The organism is Pantoea brenneri, from assembly GCF_038594305.1.
In the GTDB taxonomy this organism is placed as follows: Bacteria; Pseudomonadota; Gammaproteobacteria; order Enterobacterales; family Enterobacteriaceae; genus Pantoea; species Pantoea brenneri.
Genome location: NZ_JBCGBG010000006.1, coordinates 66294 through 85393 on the forward strand (window position 1 = coordinate 66294; position 19100 = coordinate 85393).

The 19100-nt window shown below is 56.1% G+C and carries 14 protein-coding genes; 5 read left to right on the top strand and 9 right to left on the bottom strand.

The genetic code is table 11. The features are described 5' to 3' along the window. Positions 1 to 8 precede the first annotated feature (8 nt). Positions 9 to 1268, bottom strand: coding sequence for a transcription termination factor Rho (rho, locus tag AABB92_RS18795; RefSeq protein ID WP_031375060.1), 1260 nt, complete (start codon positions 1266 to 1268; stop codon positions 9 to 11). Positions 1269 to 1619: 351 nt separating this feature from the next. Continuing rightward, positions 1620 to 1952: a thioredoxin TrxA gene (trxA, locus tag AABB92_RS18800; protein ID WP_003851963.1), complete on the bottom strand. Its 333-nt coding sequence runs from the start codon at positions 1950 to 1952 to the stop codon at positions 1620 to 1622. Positions 1953 to 2069: 117 nt separating this feature from the next. On the opposite strand from trxA, the gene rhlB reads away from it, so the two are divergent. Together rhlB and gppA are read left to right on the top strand one after the other, a co-directional pair. Further along, positions 2070 to 3362, top strand: coding sequence for an ATP-dependent RNA helicase RhlB (rhlB, locus tag AABB92_RS18805; RefSeq protein ID WP_031375061.1), 1293 nt, complete (start codon positions 2070 to 2072; stop codon positions 3360 to 3362). A 7-nt stretch (positions 3363 to 3369) separates the two neighbouring features. Beyond that, positions 3370 to 4854 (top strand): guanosine-5'-triphosphate,3'-diphosphate diphosphatase, encoded by a 1485-nt coding sequence (gene gppA / locus AABB92_RS18810; RefSeq protein ID WP_031375062.1) that lies wholly within the window; start codon positions 3370 to 3372, stop codon positions 4852 to 4854. 47 nt (positions 4855 to 4901) lie between these two features. Here gppA and rep read toward each other — a convergent pair whose 3' ends face one another. Further along, positions 4902 to 6923 (bottom strand): DNA helicase Rep, encoded by a 2022-nt coding sequence (rep, locus tag AABB92_RS18815; RefSeq protein WP_031375063.1) that lies wholly within the window; start codon positions 6921 to 6923, stop codon positions 4902 to 4904. Between the two features lie 75 nt (positions 6924 to 6998). Here rep and ppiC point away from each other — a divergent pair, with 75 nt between their 5' ends. Further along, positions 6999 to 7280: a peptidylprolyl isomerase PpiC gene (gene ppiC, locus AABB92_RS18820; RefSeq protein ID WP_031375064.1), complete on the top strand. Its 282-nt coding sequence runs from the start codon at positions 6999 to 7001 to the stop codon at positions 7278 to 7280. Here the strand turns inward: ppiC and AABB92_RS18825 are convergent, their stop codons facing one another. Together AABB92_RS18825 and pdeH are read right to left on the bottom strand one after the other, a co-directional pair. Continuing rightward, complete coding sequence (locus AABB92_RS18825) at positions 7281 to 9341, bottom strand: AsmA family protein (protein WP_031375065.1); 2061 nt, start codon at positions 9339 to 9341, stop codon at positions 7281 to 7283. A 63-nt stretch (positions 9342 to 9404) separates the two neighbouring features. Next, positions 9405 to 10178 (bottom strand): cyclic-guanylate-specific phosphodiesterase, encoded by a 774-nt coding sequence (gene pdeH / locus AABB92_RS18830; RefSeq protein ID WP_031375066.1) that lies wholly within the window; start codon positions 10176 to 10178, stop codon positions 9405 to 9407. Between the two features lie 283 nt (positions 10179 to 10461). On the opposite strand from pdeH, the gene kdgK reads away from it, so the two are divergent. Together kdgK and AABB92_RS18840 are read left to right on the top strand one after the other, a co-directional pair. Continuing rightward, positions 10462 to 11394, top strand: coding sequence for a 2-dehydro-3-deoxygluconokinase (gene kdgK, locus AABB92_RS18835; RefSeq protein ID WP_031375067.1), 933 nt, complete (start codon positions 10462 to 10464; stop codon positions 11392 to 11394). A 381-nt stretch (positions 11395 to 11775) separates the two neighbouring features. Continuing rightward, on the top strand, positions 11776 to 12648 hold the full coding sequence (locus tag AABB92_RS18840; protein ID WP_031375068.1) for an alpha/beta hydrolase: 873 nt from the start codon (positions 11776 to 11778) through the stop codon (positions 12646 to 12648). 4 nt (positions 12649 to 12652) lie between these two features. On the opposite strand, the gene AABB92_RS18845 is transcribed toward AABB92_RS18840, so the two are convergent. The 4 genes from AABB92_RS18845 to AABB92_RS18860 all read right to left on the bottom strand — a co-directional run bounded on the left by AABB92_RS18845 (position 12653) and on the right by AABB92_RS18860 (position 19098). Continuing rightward, a complete protein-coding gene (locus AABB92_RS18845; RefSeq protein ID WP_031375069.1) occupies positions 12653 to 14149 on the bottom strand; it encodes a M16 family metallopeptidase in 1497 nt (498 codons plus the stop codon). 246 nt (positions 14150 to 14395) lie between these two features. Continuing rightward, a complete protein-coding gene (locus AABB92_RS18850; RefSeq protein ID WP_031375070.1) occupies positions 14396 to 15685 on the bottom strand; it encodes a dicarboxylate/amino acid:cation symporter in 1290 nt (429 codons plus the stop codon). Between the two features lie 225 nt (positions 15686 to 15910). Continuing rightward, positions 15911 to 17917, bottom strand: coding sequence for a biofilm formation regulator HmsP (hmsP, locus tag AABB92_RS18855; RefSeq protein ID WP_031375071.1), 2007 nt, complete (start codon positions 17915 to 17917; stop codon positions 15911 to 15913). A gap of 173 nt (positions 17918 to 18090) precedes the next feature. Continuing rightward, positions 18091 to 19098 (bottom strand): family 8 glycosyl hydrolase, encoded by a 1008-nt coding sequence (locus AABB92_RS18860; RefSeq protein ID WP_046289557.1) that lies wholly within the window; start codon positions 19096 to 19098, stop codon positions 18091 to 18093. Positions 19099 to 19100 lie beyond the last annotated feature (2 nt).

Sequence of the window (19100 nt, forward strand, 5' to 3'; positions counted from 1 at the left end):
GTATCGGATTAGGAACGCTTCATCATATCGAAGAATTCGTCGTTGGTTTTGGTCATCGCCAACTTGTTGATGAGGAACTCCATCGCGTCGATCTCGCCCATTGGGTGAATAATCTTACGCAGGATCCACATCTTCTGCAGCTCTTCCTGAGAAGTGAGCAGCTCTTCTTTACGGGTACCAGAACGATTGTAATCAATCGCCGGGAAGACGCGTTTTTCTGCGATTTTACGTGAGAGATGCAGTTCCATGTTACCGGTACCTTTAAACTCTTCGTAAATCACCTCATCCATCTTCGAACCGGTGTCTACCAGCGCGGTCGCGATGATGGTCAGGCTGCCGCCCTCTTCCACGTTACGTGCCGCACCGAAGAAACGCTTCGGACGGTGCAGGGCGTTGGCATCAACACCACCGGTCAGGACTTTACCTGATGCCGGAACCACGGTGTTGTAAGCACGCGCCAGACGGGTGATGGAGTCGAGCAGGATGATCACGTCTTTTTTGTGTTCAACCAGACGCTTGGCCTTTTCGATCACCATTTCAGCGACCTGAACGTGGCGCGAAGCGGGCTCATCGAAGGTAGAAGCGATAACTTCACCTTTGACCAGACGCTGCATCTCGGTGACTTCTTCCGGACGTTCGTCGATCAGCAGCACCATCAGGGTGCAATCCGGGTAGTTATACGCCAGGCTCTGCGCAATGTTCTGCAGCAGCATGGTTTTACCGGCTTTCGGCGGTGCTACGATCAGACCACGCTGACCACGACCGATCGGTGAAGCCAGATCCAGTACGCGCGCCGTCAAATCTTCCGTTGAGCCATTACCCCGCTCCATACGCAGACGTTTATTCGCGTGCAGCGGCGTGAGGTTTTCGAACAGAATCTTATTACGCGCGTTTTCCGGCTTGTCGTAGTTAACTTCATTAACTTTCAGCAGCGCAAAATAACGTTCACCCTCTTTTGGGGGACGAATTTTGCCAGAGATGGTGTCACCTGTGCGGAGGTTGAAGCGGCGGATTTGGCTAGGGGAAACGTAGATATCATCAGGACCGGCGAGGTAGGAGCTGTCTCCGGAACGGAGGAATCCAAATCCATCCTGCAGTATCTCCAGCACGCCATCACCGAAGATGTCTTCGCCGCTTTTCGCGTGCTGCTTCAGGATGGAGAAGATGATGTCCTGCTTGCGCATGCGAGCCTGATTTTCCAGCCCCATATTTTCGCCGAGAGTAATCAGCTCAGCAACCGGCGTATTCTTTAATTCGGTAAGATTCATAGTGATGGGTTCTTAAACTCGGGGTAATACTCGAAATGTTTGTCGTGAATGGTATGGCAATTAATCCATGCCGTTAATGGCTCTTTTCGACTCTTCTCGACGATCATCGTCTGGGTTGGCGACCTGGAAGCGAGGAGACGGTCGATTGCGATGCCAGAGTTGGAGCTAACCGTCAGATTGCTAAACCGTTCTATCTTTATAAGGTACAGTGCGACAGGGTTTAACAAGGGAAAACTTTAGATGCTAACTACAAGGTAAGTTCGTAATGCAGTATTGGTAACTTAGCACGCCTAAAAGCGAACGTCCAGCAGCAGGAGATAAATTCACCACTGCCGAACGTTCAGCCCTGAATTACGCCAGGTTGGCGTTCAGGAACTCTTTCAGCTGGCCTTTAGACAGCGCGCCCACTTTGGTCGCGGCGACTTCACCATTTTTAAACAGCAGCAGCGTCGGGATACCACGAATGCCGTATTTCGGTGCCGTGCCTGGGTTATCATCAATATTCAGCTTAGCGATGGTCAGTTTGCCATCATACTCTTCTGCAACTTCATCAAGGATTGGGGCGATCATTTTGCAAGGACCACACCATTCAGCCCAGAAATCTACCAGTGTAACGCCGTCGGCCTTCAGCACGTCGGTGTCGAAACTGTCATCAGTCAGATGAACGATTTTATCGCTGCTCATGTTTTACTCCACAAGATTATGCCTGGCGAATTGGCGTAATATAAACCAATGTAGGTTGACTTTATTTCATCGGATACGCTTTCGTAAAGCGATAGTAAGCTGATATTCTACCACACTATGAGCAAAACACACTTAACTGAACAGAAGTTTTCCGACTTCGCCCTGCACCCAAAAGTGGTTGAAGCCCTTGATAGTAAAGGCTTTCAATACTGCACGCCGATTCAGGCGTTAGCTCTGCCCTTTACGCTTTCCGGGCGTGATGTTGCAGGCCAGGCGCAAACCGGTACCGGCAAAACGATGGCGTTTCTGACGTCAACGTTTCATCATCTTCTCTCTCATCCTGCGGCTGAAGGTCGTCAGGTTAACCAGCCGCGGGCATTAATTCTCGCGCCAACGCGTGAACTTGCGGTGCAAATTCATGCCGATGCAGAACCGCTTACCGCCTCAACGGGCCTGAAGCTGGGTCTCGCTTACGGCGGTGATGGCTACGATAAACAGCTGAAAGTGCTGGAGCAAGGCGTCGACATTCTGGTCGGGACGACCGGCCGTCTGATTGATTACGCGAAGCAAAACCACGTTAACCTCGGTGCCATTCAGGTGATGGTGCTGGACGAAGCCGACCGCATGTTCGATCTCGGCTTTATTAAAGACATTCGCTGGTTGTTCCGCCGGATGCCTGCGGCAACCCAGCGACTCAGCATGCTGTTCTCCGCCACCCTCTCTTATCGGGTGCGTGAACTGGCGTTTGAGCATATGAACAGTGCTGAATATGTCGAAGTGGAACCGGAACAGAAAACCGGCCACCGCATTCAGGAAGAGCTTTTCTATCCGTCTAACGAAGAGAAAATGCGCCTGCTGCAAACCCTGCTGGAAGAAGAATGGCCGGATCGTGCCATTGTGTTCGCCAACACCAAGCACCGTTGCGAAGATATCTGGGGCCATCTGGCTGCGGATGGTCACCGTGTCGGCCTGCTGACCGGCGATGTCGCTCAGAAGAAGCGCCTGCGCATTCTTGACGACTTCACCAAAGGGGATGTGGATATTCTGGTTGCGACTGACGTTGCCGCCCGTGGTCTGCATATTCCTGCCGTTACCCACGTGTTTAACTACGATCTGCCGGACGATTGCGAAGATTACGTTCACCGTATCGGTCGTACGGGTCGCGCAGGTGCCAGCGGACATTCTATCAGCCTGGCCTGTGAAGAGTACGCACTGAACCTGCCTGCGATTGAAGAGTACATTGGTCACAGCATTCCGGTCAGCAAGTACAACAGTGATGCATTACTGACCGATCTGCCGCCGCCTAAACGCCTGGCGCGTAGCCGCACCGGTAACGGTCCGCGTCGCGGAGGAAATAACGCCAATCGTCGCGGTGCACCACGCAACAACAACCGTAAACGTTCGGGTTAAGCTCACCATGCTAAGCGCATCGTCACTTTATGCTGCGATTGATTTAGGTTCTAACAGCTTTCATATGTTGGTGGTGCGCGAGGTGTCTGGCAGTATTCAGACCATCGCGAAAATTAAGCGCAAGGTACGCCTTGCGGCCGGTCTGGATAAAAGCAACCATTTGTCAGCTGAGGCGATGTCGCGCGGCTGGCAATGCCTCAAACTGTTCTCTGAACAACTGCAGGACATCCCTCTCGATCAGATCCGCGTGGTGGCGACCGCCACGCTGCGTCTGGCAGCGAATGCGCAGGAATTTCTCGATACGGCGCAACAGATTCTCGGCTGTACCATCAACGTGATCAGCGGTGAAGAAGAGGCGCGCCTGATTTATCAGGGCGTGGCGCACACCACCGGCGGTTCCGATCAGCGTCTGGTGGTCGATATCGGCGGCGGCAGCACTGAACTGGCGACCGGTGATGGCTCGCACGCCACGGTGTTGTTCAGCCTGTCGATGGGTTGCGTCACCTGGCTGGAACGCTTTTTCAGCGATCGGCATCTGGCGAAGGAAAACTTTGACCAGGCTGAACAGGCGGCACGTGAAATGATCCACCCGATTGCCGCGCAACTGCGTCAACAGGGCTGGCAAGCCTGCGTCGGCGCCTCGGGCACAGTACAGGCGCTGCAGGAGATCATGGTGGCGCAGGGCATGGATGAGCGCATCACCCTGAATAAACTGCAGCAGCTGAAGCAACGTGCCATTCAGTGCGGCAAGCTGGAAGAGCTGGAAATTGAAGGGCTGACGCTGGAACGGGCGCTGGTGTTTCCCAGCGGCCTGTCGATTCTGATCGCCATCTTCCAGGAACTGAGTATTGATAGCATGACGCTGGCGGGCGGCGCGCTGCGTGAAGGACTGGTCTACGGCATGCTGCATCTGCCGATCGATCGCGATATCCGCACCCGCACGCTACAGAACGTGCAGCGTCGTTTTAGCATTGATGTTGAGCAAGCCGATCGGGTCCGTCAGCTGGCAGAAAGCTTTTTCCGTCAGGTCTGTACGTTGTGGAAACTGGATCAGCGCTGTCGTGAGCTGCTGCTCAGCGCCTGCGCTATTCATGAAATTGGCCTGAGCGTCGACTTCCGTCATGCGCCGCAGCACGCGGCTTACCTGGTTCGTCACCTCGATCTGCCCGGCTTTACTCCGGCGCAGAAAAAGTTGCTGGCCTGTCTGCTGCAAAACCAGAGCGGCAGTATCGACCTGGCGCTGCTGACGCAGCAAAATGCCTTACCGCCGCGGCTGGCGGAACGGATGTGTCGTCTGCTGCGTCTGGCAATCATCTTCTCCAGTCGCCGGCGCGACGATACCCTGCCCGCAGTCCGGCTGCAGGCCGACGATGATGCGCTGCATCTGACCTTGCCGGCCGGCTGGCTGGAGGCGCATCCGCTGCGCACCGAGCTGCTGGAGCAGGAGAGCCATTATCAGTCCTATGTGCACTGGTTATTGACCCTGTCGTAATCGACGGGCGTGAAGTCAGCGTGAGGCGAACCGCCGTCGCCTCGAGTTTAGGCTTTCTTCGCCTTATCCAGCATCGCTCTCAGGCCCGCCACGCGGCTCTGCCCGGTTTTCATCCGCTCTTCAGCACTGACCACTTTGCGCTCCGTTTCCCACTGCAGATCGTCCTGCGGCAGCTCCAGCAGAAAACGACTCGGTTCCGGCCGCACTAACTCGCCATATTGCCGACGTTCGCGACATAAGGTAAAGGTCAGCTCCTTCTGTGCCCGCGTTATGCCGACGTAGGCGAGACGACGCTCCTCTTCGATGTTGTTCTCATCAATGCTGCTCTGATGCGGCAACAGTCCCTCCTCCATTCCCACCAGAAACACATAAGGAAACTCCAGTCCTTTAGAGGCGTGTAGCGTCATCAGCTGCACCTGATCAAGCTCTTCGTCGCTTTCCCCACGCTCCATCATGTCACGCAGGGTAAAGCGCGTTACCACCTGCGCCAGAGTCATCGGCTCATCCAGATCGCTGCCTTCCAGCATCTCCGTCATCCACTGAAACAGCGTATTGACGTTCTTCATCCGCATTTCTGCCGCTTTCGGACTGCCCGAGGTTTCAAACAGCCAGCTTTCGTAATCGATGCCGCGAATCAGGTCGCGCACGGCATTGACCGGCTCGCGTTCGGTCAGCTGGATAATCTCATGCAGCCAGTGGGTGAAGCGTTGCAGATGTTCCAGCCCGCGCCCGCCCAGCGTCTGCCCCAGCCCGACATCAAAGCTGGCATTAAACAGACTCTTATTGCGCAGGTTGGCCCATTCGCCCAGTTTTTGCAGCGTCGCCGGGCCAATCTCGCGGCGCGGCGTATTCACGATGCGCAAAAAGGCGCTGTCATCGTCGGGATTGGTCAGAACGCGCAGATAAGCCAGCAGGTCCTTGATTTCCGGGCGGGAAAAGAACGAGGTGCCGCCAGAGATGCGATAAGGAATACGGTTCTGCATCAGAAACTTTTCAAACACCCGTGACTGATGGTTGCCGCGGTAGAGAATCGCGTAGTCTTTGTACTGCGTCTTGTTGATAAAGTGATGGGCAATCAGTTCACCCGTGACCCGCTCCGCTTCGTGCTCTTCACTGTTGGCAGTCACCACTTTCAACTCGCTGCCCTGGCCCAGTTCTGAGAATAAGCGCTTCTCGAACACGTGTGGATTATTGGCGATCAGGATATTCGCGGCTTTCAGGATGCGCTGGGAGGAGCGGTAATTCTGCTCCAGTTTCACCACTTCCAGCGCGGGGAAATCCTCTTTCAGCAGCACCAGATTTTGGGGTCGCGCCCCGCGCCACGAGTAGATCGACTGATCGTCATCGCCCACCACGGTAAAGCGCGCCCGCGCGCCAACCAGCAGCTTAACCAGCTCATACTGGCTGGTGTTGGTGTCCTGATACTCATCCACCAGCAGATAGCGGATGCGCTGTTGCCAGCGTTCACGCACCTCCTGATTACGCTGCAACAGCAGCGTCGGCAGCAGGATCAGATCGTCAAAATCCAGCACGTTACAGGCTTTAAGATGCTGGTCATAAAGCGCATAGCAGTGCGCGAAGATTTTATCGCGCTCCGATTGTGCCAGTGCAGCCGCCCGGGGAGGATCGACCAGATCGTTTTTCCAGTTTGAAACGGTAGAGATCAGCTGTTGCAGCAGGGTCTTATCCTCTTCCAGCCACTCTTTGGTCAGCTCTTTCAGCAGGCCAAGCTGATCCTGGTCGTCAAACAGCGAAAAGTTGGACTTCATGCCCAGCGCCGCGGTTTCACGCTTGATAATCTCCAGCCCCAGCGTATGGAAGGTCGAGATCATCAGGCCGCGCGCCTCTTTGCGACCCAGCGTCTGCGCTACGCGCTCTTTCATCTCTCGCGACGCTTTATTGGTGAAGGTGACCGCCGCGATATGGCGTGCCTGGTAGCCGCACTCGCGAATCAGATGGGCGATTTTATTGGTGATTACGCGGGTTTTGCCCGATCCCGCGCCCGCCAGCACCAGACAGGGACCGGTAACAAATTCGACGGCGCGTTGTTGGCTGGGGTTTAAACGCATAGGAAAAATCGCTCAGTTGAATCAAAAGAAAGGGGTTTATACTGGGCGGCAATTATACACAACCGAGATAGCAACATGGCGAAAACCGCGGCAGCTTTACACATCCTGGTGAAAGAGGAAGCGCTGGCAAAAGAGATTCTGGCGAAACTGGCTAAGGGTGGCAATTTTCAGCAGCTGGCAAAGAAGCACTCAACCTGTCCTTCCGGCCGCAATGGCGGTGATTTGGGGGAATTTCGTCAGGGGCAGATGGTGCCAGCCTTTGATAAAGCGGTCTTTACCTGCCCGCTGTTAACACCTTACGGGCCGGTAAAGACCGGCTTTGGTTATCACATTATCAAAGTGCTCTATCGCAGCTGATTACTTCTGCTGCTTCATCTGCTGCAATACGGTGCTGCACTGGTTATCGTCGTTATCACTCGGCGAAATCAGTGCCAGCAATGCCGCAGCCGGGCCGACAACGGTGCCCAGCGCCACCGCTGCTGCGCCACGGGCCAGCAGCGGACCGGCTTTCACGCCGGCATCCGGATTTTTAAAGGTGCCGCGCACATAGAGCGGTGAACGCAGCGTGATGATACGCACCCCTTTACTCTCCGGATTGACCGAAAGATCCATCCGCTCAGTGGCAAAATTGGCGTTACCGGTGACGTTAATCACCGCATTTTCGGTATCAAACACAAACAGGTTTGGCGTCGCCAGACCGTTTTGCAGTTTGATATCGGTAGCGGCGCAGTTAATCCGTACCTGATCGTCGCCAAATAGCTTGCCCACCACGTAGTTGCCGACGTTCAGTCCGGCAATCTCCATCAGGCTACGGCTGATCACGCCGTCGTTCATCAGCAGCTTCAGCTGACCGTTACTGGTCGCCAGCAGTTCGGCTACCGAGTTACCGGTGCCGGTGAAGCTGGCATCGCCGTTTAGCTGGCCGAGACTGTTTTGCATCGCCTGAACATTCGGGAACAGCTGACGCAGGCGCAGTTTACGCGCATGAATGTCAGCCCGGCCGCGCATCGGCGTGCGATCGCCTTCCAGCCGGATAGTGCTGTTGAGGGTGCCGCCCGCCATACCAAAACGCAGGGGATCAAGCAGCAGATCGCCATCCTTCAGCTGCAGATGGGTATAAAGATCGCTCAGCGGCAGCGAATTGCTGTGTTCAATGCGTTTCCCGCTGAACTTAACGTCGGCATCCATCACGTCCCAGTTTTTAGTGTCGAACCGATCGTGTGGCAATACCCGATCGGCTGGCTGGCTCGATTTCTCACCCCGCCGCGATTTTGCCTGTGCGGTTTTGTCGCTGCCTTTACCGGAATCGACCCCAATCAGCGGCCCCAGATCGGCCATCCGCAGTTGGTCTGAGGTCAGCTCACCGCTCAGCCGGGGGCGCGGTTTGCCCTGGCTGTAGGTCAGCGAACCATGAATATCGCTGTCGCCAATATGGCCGTTAAATTTCTGATAGTGGTAGATCGCGCCCTTATCGTCGCTGAATTTCGCGATCAGGTGGCCATCGGTTTCGTACGGCGGCGTGTCAGGCAACAGCACGCCGGTCAGCCCATACAGATTCGCCAGCGTGTCGCCAGAGAAGCGCAGACGCACATCCAGCCCGCCGAGATTCATTGGGTCTTTCACCCCGCCGGTCACCTGCACTCGCGTGGTGCCGTTGCGGATATCAGCCTGCACCGGGAACGGCGTCGTCTGGCTGCGCAGCGACAGCATTCCGCCAATCTTGCCTTCACCGTTCAGTTTCTCGTCGTTATAGGTTCCGCGCGCCTGCCAGCCGAAGACAAAGTCGCCTGCGCCCTGCTGCTTATCGTCACCGCCAGCGATCTGACCATACGGCACCGGTTTACCCAACGGATTAACCTGTACCGTTACATCGGCGTGGTTAATCGCGTCGCGATAGCGAATCTGGCCCTGATCAAACAGGATGTTATCGAGGCGGAATGACCAGGCCGAAGGTGCCGCCTGCTGATCGTTGCTGTCGCTGCTGGCGAGATTGAAGGTCCAGTTATTTTTCTTATCCGCGGTCTGAACCAGCCGCGCATCGGGCCGCTGCAATTTAATCCACGGGATGAACAGCTCTTTATGCAGTAACGCCAGCGGAGCCAGCGTGGCATCGATCCGCTGCAGATGCACCATGGTCAGGTCAGGAATATCGGGCGGATTGCCCAGCATGATATCTTCCGCATGCACCTGCGGCCATGGCACCCAGCGCCGCCAGCCTTGCTCTTGCGGATTGCGCGCCCAGTCGACGCCCAGATCGCCGCGTATCGCAAACGGACGATTGAGTTCGGTCGTGACTTTCTTATTGATGGTGGGTTTCAGTCGGTTCCAGTCAAAGGTGGCGATCACCACGATGATGATCACGATTAACAACAACAGAATTCCTGCAACCCAACTGACTATTTTCCCGGTACGCGACATTGCGCTTTCTCCTTGCACTTTCACGGTCTCCGTTAAAGATAGTCGAGACCGTGGGCAACGGGATCAGGGAAGCTGGATAGTGAGATGATTCAACTCAGAAAATGGGAGCGGACGCGAAAAGAAATAGCCCTGCGCGGCAATAGCGGGCGAACTTCTGACCTGCTGCCACTCATCGTCGGTTTCTACTCCTTCGACGATCACCCCGTTACAGTAGCGGTTGATCAGCGCCAGCAGCATCGAAAACAGGCTGCGTCCTTCATCGGAATTGCGCAGCAGGATAAACAGCTCGCGCGACAGTTTGATGTAGTCATATCTCAGTTCGGTCAGCGCCGAAAAATTGGCCATGCCAGAGCCAAAGTCATCCAGCCACAGCGGCCCGAGCTCCGGCATCTGAGCGATCATCTCTTCCTGTGGCAGGACATGGTGTTCTGTCAGTTCAAAGCGAACCCAGGGCAGGCGAACAATCAAGCTGCGGATCGCCGGATGATGCTGAATAGATAACAGCGACGGCCCATCAATGTTGACCGAGGCGACCACCGCATTCTGCTCAAAGAAAGCAGCCCACTGCGTTAATAGTTCGAGTTGTTCCTGTACCACATGCAGTCGCTGCGCAATCTCAAGCCCGGCAAAATAGGCTTCCGGCGACAGGGTTTCTTCCGGTGCAGACGGATGGCTAATGGCCGTCAGCAACTCGATTGCCAGCAACCGCCCCGTCACCTGATAAATCGGCTGGAAGCGATAAAATCGTTGGCATTGGTGCCAGAAATGCGGCGTTTCCGGTTGGGAGTTGAGGTCAGTTGAAAAAGGTAGCCATTGACTAATACTCTCCATCACCATGATGTTTTCCTGGTTGGTAATGAGCGCTCAAAATTGGCGACTCAGCGGCGATTATCGACCATGCCTGTGATCGCTTGATGAAATGTCCGGCCACATCAAAGCGGGGAGTTTAACAACCTTTAGCGGGACACTATCGCCAAAACAAGCCGAAAATAGCCCTCTTTATCAGCGCGATCGCCGCTATTCGTCACCTTAAGTTAAATTAAAACACCGTTTTAAAAGCATTGACGTCTGCCATACCAGACGCGAGACTAAGGCGATATTTCACTACAGGTCTAAAACCATGACGCAGAAAAAAATTGCCATTATTGGTGAATGCATGATTGAGCTGTCCGAAAAGGGTGAGAACATTAAACGCGGCTTTGGCGGCGATACGCTGAATACTGCGGTCTACCTCGCTCGCCAGGTGAATCAGGATCAGCTTCGGGTCGATTACGTTACTGCACTCGGCGTCGACTCCTTCAGCGATCAGATGATCGCCGCCTGGCAGCAGGAGAAGGTCAATACCGATCTGATCCAGCGCCTCGACAACAAGATGCCCGGCCTGTATGTGATTGAAACCGATGCTGAAGGCGAGCGCACCTTCTGGTACTGGCGCAGCGATGCCGCAGCCCGTTACTGGCTCGACAGCCCTCAGTCAGAGGCGATCTGTCAGCAGCTGGCGCACTACGACTATCTCTACCTGAGCGGCATCAGCCTGGCGATTCTGGCCCCGGCCAGCCGCGATAAGCTGATGCAGTTGCTGGACCGCTGTCGGGCCAATGGCGGTAAGGTGATTTTTGATAATAACTATCGTCCGCGCTTATGGGCGGATCAGGCCAGTGCGCAGGCGGCTTACCGCGCCATGCTTAACCGCACCGATATCGCTTTTCTGACGCTGGATGATGAGCATCTGCTGTGGGGCGAACAGCCGCTGGAGGCGGTGATTGCCCGCACTCGCCAGGCGGGAGCCAGTGAAATTGTGATTAAACGCGGCGCAGAATCGTGCCTGGTCGCCGTGGGTGATGCCCCCCTGACGGATGTCCCGGCGGTGCGTCTGGCGAAGGAGAAGGTGATTGATACCACGGCCGCCGGCGACTCGTTCAGTGCCGGTTATCTGGCCCGCCGCCTGACCGGCGCTTCAGCCGAAGCCGCTGCGCAGCGGGGCCATCTCACCGCCAGCACCGTGATTCAGCATCGTGGCGCAATTATTCCCGCTGAGGCGATGCCCGACTAAACGGCTCCGGCGAGGGCGTATCAGTACCGCCCGTAGCCTGCCCGACCCATTATTGCCCCTTAACAGCCCGCAGCGAAATATCCGGTAAATTCCGGCTAACAAAGCGGGCTATACCGGACATTTACCTTAAGCGGATAAATCGTCATTAATCGCCTATCCTGCCGCCTTAACGCCTCCAGAACGACTTATAAATTCTTGTTTAAAATTAGCCGCTTACTGAAAAAAAATCGCCACCAGGCATAGTCCGAATCTGGTCATTTTTACCGTTTTCGGATGGACGTCCGGCTGAAAAAAGACCATCTTTTAATCAACAACAGCAGGACGCTGTGCTCTCCGGCCGCGAACAAAACAATTAAAACATCCCTCGCATCAGGACATGTTATGCACACAGAAATTATTAATATCTGGCCGCACGGTGATGCGCCAGGCGCCAGCGATTCGCGCGCGCAGCCGCAAATTATCGATATGGCCAAACAGTATGAGCCTTACGATCGCGCCGCCACCGGCGTACGTTGCCCGGAAATGGCGATCTGGCATCCGGTGGAGTCGAACGGTATTACCCTGCTGGTCGCGCCGGGCGGTGGCTATCATCGCGTGATGATCGATCGTGAAGGGAGCGCGCTCGCCACTTTCTTTACCTCGATGGGCTACACCCTGGCGGTAATGACCTATAGGCTGCCTTATGATGGACATCATGAGGGGCCGGATGCGCCGCTGGCCGATGCGCAGCGGGCAGTACGGGTGTTGCGTGAACGTGCGCAGCGCGGCCTGAACGGCAAATACATCGTGATGATGGGCTTTTCAGCCGGCGGACACGTCGCCGCCAGCCTGGGTACCCGCTTTGCCGAAAAGCTCTATCCGGTACAGGATGGCGCAGAAAACTTCTCGCCGCGTCCCGATGCGATGGTGCTGGTCTATCCAGTGATCAGCATGCGTGACGGCATTGCCCATGAAGGTTCACGTACCCGATTGCTCGGCGCATGGCCCGATCAAAAAACGATTGAGGCCTATTCACTGGAAACCCGGGTTCACCCGCTGGTGCCGCCAACCCTGCTGATTCACGCCGCCGACGACGAATCGGTGTCGGTGAACCACAGCATGGCGTTTTTCGGCGCATTACGGGAGCACAACGTCCCGGCAGAGGTGCATTTCTATCAGAAGGGTGGCCACGGATTCGGTATCCGTGGCGTGGCAGATTTGCCCCTTGCCAGCTGGCCGATGCTGGTGACCGAGTGGCTCAGGGCAAAAACCTGAGGGATTACGCGGCGGGCGGCTGAATGTCGCTGACGCTGTTATCCGGCTGGCTGGCATCGTTGCCGGCCGCCGGTGCCGCAGGCGGCGCCATCACCTTCTCCCAGCTGCTCTGCAGGCTTTTCACGTTGGTTTCGGCTTCCCCTTCCGGCTGAATCAGCACCATCATCAGTTCCTGGCTAAGCTGCTGACGCAGTTCCTGATTCAGCTGCTCGCGGGTCAGACCGGCGAGAAACGCCTGCCGCAGTTTCTGATACTGTTCCGGGGCGATATCCACCACCGAGTTCTGCTGTGAACGCAGACGCTGGCTCATCAGCACATCGGTATCGGTGCGGGCGTAGGTGGTGAACAGCTTGTTCAGCTCCAGCAGTTTCTGCGCCATCAGCGCATCAAACTCCTCCTGCGGTAAGCCTTTATCACGCACCGTCGCCAGTTCGCGCGCCACCAGCGTCATGTTCTGCGCCAGCGATTCATTGCGCGCATCCAGGTTGATGGAGCATTGCGCACGCTGATAGAGCACACGACAGTCAAAACCAACCTGTACGCCCTGCGCTTTGCTGTCGCTTAGCGCACGCTGGACGTGCCAGAACAGCGCTTCACGCGCCAGATCGCCTTGCCAGTAACGTTGCAGGTTCTGGGAATCACGGATCGGTTGCCACGGCGTATCCCACACCAGCGACAGACGATCCTGAGTCATTTTGCCGTTGACCAGATTCACCGGCTCATGCGGCAGCGGTGATAAAGTCGGCAGCGGCGCAGGCGTTTCACGTTTGCCGGTTAACGGCGAAAACGCTTTATTGATCTGCTCGGAGAGGCTACGGCTATCAACATTACCCACCACATACAGCGTCATCGCGTCAGGCGTATACCACTGACGGTAAAAATCATTCAGCTGGGTTAAATCGACCGGCGCGCGCGGTTGTGCCGCGGGATCGTGCGCCAGCAGGGCCGAGCCTTTCAGCCGATAACGCCACCAGACATCCTGGGTATCTTTCGGCCAGGTCGCAACCGGATCGGACGCGGTCAGCGCGGTATTCACCACCTGCTCGGTAATCGCCATATTGCCGGCGGTGGCCGCCAGCCAGCTCAGCGCTTCTTTCAGCAGTTCAGGGCGATTGTTCGGCAGGCTGAGGTTGTATTGGGTGAAATCATAAGAGGCGATGACAGGTGGCAGCGGGTGCTGGGGATCCATGGCCTGTTGCCACAAAGCGCGCTGCTGGTTGGTGTCGAGCGCGGTGTTATGCACCATCGCCAGACGTGGCAGCAAATGGCTGAAGCCCGCCTGTTGCGCACTTTCGACCAGCGAGCCAGTATTCACCACCATGCGCAGTTCGATGCGGTCACTGGGACGTTGCGGTGTGGCCAGTAACTGCCAGTTAAATCCGTTATCCAGCTTGCCTTCCTGCCAGGCCGGATCCGGTTGCAGCGTTTCTGCCTGGAGACCATAGCTGGTCGCTGCCAGCACTAATCCACCAACCAAAAGCCGAATTCTGGTGCCCTGCATGTGAACCCCTACTCAAATAATTCAAATATCGTTATCGCTGGCACGTTTTGCCGCTGTTATTAGCGAATCGGCTGGCGCCGAATCGCGCTGTTATCCAATAACAGAGTGTTTGACCACAGGAAGCTCAGGATGTCGCGCAACGAAGTGAAAAACGTCAAAAAAAACAAGTAGGGTTTATTATCCAAATGCCCGCTGTCAGGGCAAGTGACAGCGGGCATTTGTCGGGATTTAAGTGCAAATCAATGATTAAAGTGTGGGATCAGCTGCTTTTTTCGCCTTATTCCCACCGGCCAGCGTCTCTTTAAGCTGTTTTTGATCCAGCTGGTCGACCCACTTCGCCACCACCACGGTCGCCACGCCGTTACCCACCAGGTTGGTGAGCGCACGGGCTTCGGACATAAAGCGGTCGATACCCAGGATCAGCGCCAGACCGGCTACCGGCAGATGGCCGACCGCTGAAAGTGTCGCCGCCAGTACGATGAATCCGCTACCGGTCACCCCGGCGGCCCCTTTCGACGAGAGCAACAGCACCACCAGCAGCGTGATCTGATGGAAGATGTCCATGTGCGCGTTAGTGGCCTGGGCGATAAACACCGCCGCCATGGTCAGGTAGATCGACGTGCCATCCAGGTTGAAGGAGTAGCCGGTCGGTATCACCAGGCCCACCACCGATTTCTTGCAGCCCAGTCGCTCCATCTTATCCAGCATACGCGGCAGCGCCGACTCCGAAGAGGAGGTCCCCAGCACGATTAACAGCTCTTCTTTGATGTAAGCAATAAATTTGAAGATGCTGAAACCGGCAAACAGCCGCGCAATCAGTCCCAGCACCACCACCACGAACAGGATACAGGTGATATAGAAGCAGATAATCAGCTGGCCGAGCTGCACCAGCGAGCCAACGCCATACTTACCGATGGTGAACGCCATCGCGCCGAATGCGCCGATCGGAGCCAGACGCATGATCATGTTGATAATCCCGAAGATCACGTTCGAGAAGCTCTCAATCACGTTGAAAATCAACGTGCCGGTATTACCGAGGCGATGCAGCGCGAAACCAAACAGAATGGCGAACAGCAGTACCTGCAGAATGTTGCCGCTGGCGAAGGCGCCGATGACGCTGTTAGGGATCACATCCAGCAGGAACGCAACGACTCCCTGCTGCTCCGCCTGCTGCGCGTAAACCGCCACCGCTTTGGCATCCAGCGTGGCCGGGTCGACGTTCATTCCGGCTCCCGGCTGCACCACATTGACCACCACCAGACCGATGATCAGCGCAATAGTACTGACAATTTCAAAATAGAGCAGCGCCACCGCGCCGGTGCGGCCAACCGCCTTCATGCTCTCCATACCGGCAATGCCGGTCACCACGGTACAGAAAATAACCGGGGCGATAATCATCTTGATCAACTTAACGAAGCCATCTCCCAACGGCTTCATCTGGGTCCCTAATTCCGGATAAAAATGGCCTATCAAAACGCCGATGCCAATCGCCATCAGCACCTGGAAATAAAGGCTTTTAAAAAGTGAGGTTTTCATAAACAGGTGTCCACTAACGCCGTGAGGTGATGTTGTCGGATTCGTTATTGTGACTGACGGGCAACACGGGCGGCGCCTGACAGTAACCCGAAAATAACACTCTGTTTACGTGATTAATACAGGCTTACAAAGCAGGGGGAAATGATACAGACGTAATTCTGAACTGAAACGCTTCAGCATAGGGTTTTGTAACTAAAATTCTCGCAAAATCAATGAATCAGGTAATTATTCCGGCAGTGAGCGGTTTTCAATCCATGCCTGATTGAAGCGCGCCAGCGGCAAGGCTTCAGCATAAAGATACCCTTGCCCGATATGGATGCCGCGCGCCAGCAGCCAGTCGCGCTGCTCGGCGGTTTCGACGCCTTCAGCAATCACATCCAGATGGATGATCTCGGCTATTGCCGCCACGATGCGCACCATGGTGTCATCATCCGGCAGCGCCGCGACGAAGCTGCGATCCATCTTCAGCTTATTGACCGGCAACGCTTTGAGCTGATGCAGAGAGTTCAGGTTGGAGTAGCCCATGCCGAAGTCATCCAGCGCGACCGCCACACCGGTCTGCTGCAAGGTCCGCAGCAGCGAGATGGCCTGGCCGGTATCCCCGATATGGGCTGTTTCTGTCACTTCCAGCACGAAGGTGCCTGGCGCAATCTGATGGCGCTTCAGCAGCGCCTGCAGATGGCTCACCATCGCGCTATCACGCAGCTGGACCGCAGAGATATTCACGCTCAGCGGCAGCATAATGCCCTGTCGCTGCCAGCCGGCCAGAATGCGGCACGCCTCTTCAAACACCCAGCGGCCAATCGCGCTAATTACCCCAATCTCTTCAGCGCTGGCGATAAACTCCTCGGTCAGACCGAAACTGCCGTCCGGCTGACGCATTCGCAGTAGCGCTTCCGCCCCAGCCAGTTCGCCGGTGCGCATATCAATCTGTGGTTGCAGGTAGAGGGCAAACTGATCGTCATGCAGCCCCTGCAAAATGTCGTGCTCCTGGGTCAGGCGTTTTTGCGCCCGCTCGGTTAAGGCCGCATCGAAGAACAGAATCTGGTTCTTACCCTGATGGCGTGCCGACATCATGGCGGAAGTGGCGCGATCCAGCAGCTCATTGGCACTCAGCGGCCGATCGTCGCGCAGCGCCAGGCCGATGCTGGCGTTCGGTCGCAGCTGCAGCTGATGCAGATTAACCGGCTGGTTGAGGCGAATCATCAGATTACGCGCCAGCCGCAGCGCGCGGAATGGATTACTGGCGCGCTTCATCAACAGCACGAAGTCGCTGGGACCGGTTTGCGCCAGCAGGGTGTGGTCATCCAGGGTACTGCGGATTTTCTCGACCAGCGTCAGCATCAGGGTGTCGCGCTGCTCATCACTCAACACGCCATTGGCTTCCTGCAGGGTTTCAATGCGGATCACCATCAGGCCGAGTGGCTGGTCAGGATTGCACATGTACTGCTCGACCAGCGCCAGGAACAGCGCCCGGTTGGGCAGATCGGTGACGTCAAAATGGGTGGTCAGCCGGCTCATCTCATCATGCACTGACTCGAGCACCTGCTGATTACGATTGTAACTGCGGATCAGCATGCCGATCTCATCGTCACGGTGGCTCGGCGGCAGCGTCAGTTTGTGGGTCAGAATCGACTGCGGCGGCAGCTCCTGCAGTTCACGCGAGATATTACGCAGCGGATGGACCACCAGCCGGTTAATGCACCAGCTGATCGCCACCGACAGAATCAGCGCCAGCAGCAGATAGGTGGTGATCATGGTCGACAGCGTACTGAGGATAAACTGGTAGACCCGCGTCGAGTTGGCCTGCAGCACCAGATAGGCCAGCGGTTTAGGCAGCCCGGTGTTTTCAACCGAGTAGAGCGGCAGGGTAATCTGCACCGGCAACTCAAACAGGCGTGCCACCAGACGCGGCACCGGCTTCTCGTTTTCGAAGTCAGCATGCAGCGCCTGGAACGCGTTGGGCAGCACCACGTCGGCACGCGATAAAATCCCGGCGGGTTTCAGCGAGTGGAGAATGCGTTCGGCCTGCGGAATGTCCGCTCTCAGCACCGCTTCTGACAGCGGCTGCCGGACGGTATGCGCGATATTTTCCATCTGCTGGGCGTAGTCAATCCTGCGCTGCTGCACAAAATGAAACAGTTGGATGACGATAAAGATACTGATGGTGATAACCGCAACCAGCGAAACCGTCGCCATCTGCTTTATCGTAAGTGACCGGCTTACCCGCAAAAATTCTCTCCCGACTATAAAAAAGCTCAGATATCAGACAGGAAAATGTCCGGCAAGTATATCCCAACGTTGGTTTTTTTTGTTGGCAATAGCGCCACAGCGGAGAGATTCGGATTCTCTACCCGATAAGGGCGATTTTTTCCGCACTTATCGGGCAGGCAATAGCAGTCGCGTTACCGTTTTTCCTGAAACGCCATCCAGGTCAGCAGTTGCAGGCTGGCCGAAAAATAGTTCTGATCCGCTGCCAGCCGGTCGCTCAGATAGCCGGTCTCATTCAGCGTCAGGTCGCGCACCGCCAGCAGACCGCCTTCAAGATGGTAGGGCGCGGGAGTATTGGCCAGGACATCAAACCAGGCCGGCGTCATCATCCGGCTATAGCCCTGCCAGACCTGCTGGAACGGCACCAGCGCCAGGCTGTGCGGATCGTACCACCAGATATTGAGCGGCACGCGAATCGCATCGTAGCTGAAGCGGCTGGAATAGCCGATGGCCGGGGCAACCGAACCGTCGGCATTCAGCGCCACCCAATCCAGCGGCAGACCACTGTTACCGAAATGCAGCTTAGCGAGCAAATCAAGACCGCTCTCAATCAGCTGATTCCACACCTGCAGATGGCTGTGTTCACCGAACTCCCGCCACGCCTGAAACAGGAAGTAAGAGGGGTTCAGCACCACGTAGCTGCTTTTATTGAAGCCCTGTGCGCCAGGCAACAGCACGGTATGCCCACCAAAGGTCACCACATCCAGCTTAATAATCGCCCGCTGAATACGATCAGACGCCTGCTGATAACTCTCCACCTGCCATTTCTGCGCGGCGCGCTGTAACGCCCAGGCCAGCAGCACATCGCCATCAGCGGCGTTATTTTTATCCGCAACCGGGTTTGCCGTGCCTGGCGTATAGCGCCAGTAAAACAGATCGGTCTGTGGATTCCCTAACTGGCTGCGCGTCCACTGCCATAGCCGATCAAAGGTGACGCGATCGTCATTCGCCACCGCCAGCAGCATGCCGTAGCCCTGCCCTTCGGTATGGCTGACATTGTTATTCGCGGTGTCGATGACCCGCCCTTCTGACGTGACAAAGCGACTTTTAAAACTGTCCCAGCCGCTGGCTGCGGCTTGCGCGCTGCCGAGTAACAGCCAGATACAGCAGATCCATCCCAGCCACTGTGGCTTAACGTTCATTC

Excerpts from the sequence above, each read along its gene's own strand:
- rho (WP_031375060.1), bottom strand. The coding sequence starts at position 1,268 with ATGAATCTTACCGAATTAAAGAATACGCCGGTTGCTGAGCTGATTACT.
- trxA (WP_003851963.1), bottom strand. The coding sequence starts at position 1,952 with ATGAGCAGCGATAAAATCGTTCATCTGACTGATGACAGTTTCGACACC.
- rhlB (WP_031375061.1), top strand. The coding sequence starts at position 2,070 with ATGAGCAAAACACACTTAACTGAACAGAAGTTTTCCGACTTCGCCCTG.
- gppA (WP_031375062.1), top strand. The coding sequence starts at position 3,370 with ATGCTAAGCGCATCGTCACTTTATGCTGCGATTGATTTAGGTTCTAAC.
- rep (WP_031375063.1), bottom strand. The coding sequence starts at position 6,923 with ATGCGTTTAAACCCCAGCCAACAACGCGCCGTCGAATTTGTTACCGGT.
- ppiC (WP_031375064.1), top strand. The coding sequence starts at position 6,999 with ATGGCGAAAACCGCGGCAGCTTTACACATCCTGGTGAAAGAGGAAGCG.
- AABB92_RS18825 (WP_031375065.1), bottom strand. The coding sequence starts at position 9,341 with ATGTCGCGTACCGGGAAAATAGTCAGTTGGGTTGCAGGAATTCTGTTG.
- pdeH (WP_031375066.1), bottom strand. The coding sequence starts at position 10,178 with ATGGTGATGGAGAGTATTAGTCAATGGCTACCTTTTTCAACTGACCTC.
- kdgK (WP_031375067.1), top strand. The coding sequence starts at position 10,462 with ATGACGCAGAAAAAAATTGCCATTATTGGTGAATGCATGATTGAGCTG.
- AABB92_RS18840 (WP_031375068.1), top strand. The coding sequence starts at position 11,776 with ATGCACACAGAAATTATTAATATCTGGCCGCACGGTGATGCGCCAGGC.
- AABB92_RS18845 (WP_031375069.1), bottom strand. The coding sequence starts at position 14,149 with ATGCAGGGCACCAGAATTCGGCTTTTGGTTGGTGGATTAGTGCTGGCA.
- AABB92_RS18850 (WP_031375070.1), bottom strand. The coding sequence starts at position 15,685 with ATGAAAACCTCACTTTTTAAAAGCCTTTATTTCCAGGTGCTGATGGCG.
- AABB92_RS18860 (WP_046289557.1), bottom strand. The coding sequence starts at position 19,098 with ATGAACGTTAAGCCACAGTGGCTGGGATGGATCTGCTGTATCTGGCTG.